The following is a 2,302-nucleotide window of genomic DNA, read 5'->3' as shown; positions in this document are numbered from 1 at the left end:
CGTACGACGCCGGGCCGCGGCCCGACACGAACTCGTCCACGAGTCGTCCGCGGAAGAAGTCGCTCTCGACGGCGATGGCGCCGAAACCGTGCGCCTCCGCGAGGCGTTGAAAGAGCCGGTTGCGGAGAAGAAGAAACCCCTCGCCCCCGTGCAGCGGCTCGCCGATGCCGAGCAGTTCCACCCGGCCGTCCAGCTCCTCGACGAGTCCGGCCACGGCAGCGTTGAACGATTCAGGGGAGTCGGGGGAGAACGGGATCGCCTCGGCCGCGATCCAGTCGCCGGGGGCCCGGTAGGCGGGTACGGAACGGTCTGTCGGCTTCATGGCGGCTGTGTCGAGACCCGTGCGCCCGCACGATACGCAGACGGCCGCTGCGATCGAAAGGATGCCGATGGCGGATCGTTGCATCGGTCGCGCTCGCGGTGTGAAATACGATTACACCACGATCCCGGCGCCGTGTCAACGAATCCGGCGGTCCCGAAGGCGCGGCGGCGCGGCGAGGTCCGGCGAGAGGCGGCGTATTTCCCCCCGGGCTGCAATCTCTCCCTCGCATATTCGGGGCGATACGGGTATGCTTGTTGTCGTGGCACGGTCCGGAAAGGGCGGCAAAGATGCATATAATGGAAAAGGCGGTCGTGGCACTCGTCCTCGTCGCCGTTCTCGCGGGCGTTGTCCTCTCCCATGTCGATGAGCCCGCGTTCAGGCACGGCTACGTCGAGGAGGATGGACCGATCGAGTGGGGCACGGTCCTGGCGCTCCTGTTCGCGGCTCTCGTCTGTTGTCGGCGCTTCCTCATGCTCCGGCGGCGCAGGCCGGTCCTGTTTCTCGCGGCCACCGCCCTCCTGGGGGCGCTCTTCGTCTTCGGCGCGGGCGAGGAGATCTCCTGGGGGCAGAGGATGCTCGGCTTCGAGAGCCCCTCCTGGTTCATGGAACACAACGTGCAGCGCGACACCAACATCCACAACCTCAAGATCGGCGGGGTGAAAATCAACAAGCTTGTCTTCAGCCATCTGCTCGGCGCAATGATCGTCGCCTACGTCCTGCTCCTGCCGATTCTGTACCGGTGGAACCCAACGGCCTCCCGCCTGATCTCCGCCTTCGCGATCCCGGTCCCGCGGGCGCGGCACGCGGTCTTCATCGTCGCGACCATTCTGCTCGTGTACGGCGCCGTCCGATCCTCGAAGCGGGGGGAGCTGGCCGAGTTCGGGTTGTCGTGGATGGTCGCGCTCTGCGTCGCGTTCCCCGCCAACGCAAAAGATTTTCGGGTCAACGCCGGCGGGTGAGGCGGCGGGATGCGGGGAGGGGCCCGGACGTTCCGCCCGGCGAGGCGGAACGTGCCGTGGCGCCGGGGCGTCTCGATCGAAAGACGGAACGCCCCCGCTATCTGACCATCGCCCGCTCCCCGCGGCCCGAGTAGTTGATGAACACCGTCTTGGTCAGCGTGAAGAAGTTGAGCCCCTCGTCGGCCATCTCGCGGTCCCCGTACCCGGTCGCCTTGCATCCACCGAACGGGAGCTGCGCCTCCCCGCCGATCGTGGGCTCGTTGATGTGCACCATCTGTATCTCCGCCTGCTCGATGAAGCGCATGATGGCCCTCACGTCGCGCGTGAAGATCGCCCCCGTGAATCCGTACTCCGTCGCGTTGGAGAGCAGGATCGCCTCGTCGAACCGCTCGAACTCCGAGATGCAGAGCACCGGCCCGAATATCTCCTCCCGGAATATCCGCATCGCGGGCGTCGCCCCGTCGAAGATCGTGGGCTCGATGAAGTAGCCGTTCCCCGCCGCCGCCCCGCCGCCGAGGAGGAGGCGCGCCCCCTCCTTTCGCCCCGCCTCGATGTGCGCGAGGACGCTCTCGTACTGTTTTCTGTCGACCACCGGCCCCATGGTCGTGGCCGGGTCCATCCCGTCGCCGGGCACGTAGCCGCGCGCCTTCTCGAGGAGCCGTTCCACGAAGGCATCCTTGACCTTTCTGTGGACGAGGACGCGGCTGGTGGCGGTGCATCGCTGGCCGGTCGAGCCGAAGGCGCCGTCCGCCGTCGCCGCGACCGCCGCGTCGATGTCGCCGTCCTCCATGAGGACCAGCGCGTTTTTCCCCCCCATCTCGCAGGTCACCTTCTTGTGCAGCCGTGCCGACTCCGCGATCACCCGCTTCCCCACCTCGTTGGAGCCGGTGAATGAGACCGCCTTGATCGCGGGATGGTGGACGATGGACTCGCCCACCGCCGAGCCCGGGCCTACCACCATGTTGAGGACGCCCGGCGGGAGCCCGGCCTTCTCGAACAGCTCGACGAGGATGCGGGCGAT

At 67.3% G+C, this 2,302-nt stretch carries 3 protein-coding genes; 1 reads left to right on the top strand and 2 read right to left on the bottom strand.

What is annotated here, in order from left to right; genetic code table 11:
• Positions 1-406, bottom strand: a 406-nt coding sequence (locus GXY35_07830) for an erythromycin esterase family protein (protein ID NLW94482.1), incomplete at its 3' end; no start/stop codon positions are given.
• 203 nt (positions 407-609) lie between these two features.
• Between GXY35_07830 and GXY35_07825 the strand changes: the two genes are divergently transcribed.
• Positions 610-1,281, top strand: a complete 672-nt coding sequence (locus GXY35_07825) for a hypothetical protein (protein ID NLW94481.1) — start codon at positions 610-612, stop codon at positions 1,279-1,281.
• Between the two features lie 97 nt (positions 1,282-1,378).
• Here GXY35_07825 and GXY35_07820 read toward each other — a convergent pair.
• Positions 1,379-2,302 (bottom strand): aldehyde dehydrogenase family protein (locus tag GXY35_07820; protein ID NLW94480.1); only part of this gene is annotated, 924 nt, incomplete at its 5' end.

The organism is Chlamydiota bacterium (genome assembly GCA_012729785.1).
Lineage (GTDB): Bacteria > Auribacterota > Tritonobacteria > UBA1439 > UBA1439 > UBA1439.
Note: the sequence above shows the minus strand (reverse complement) of the source record. Positions and strands in the feature narration are given on the sequence as shown.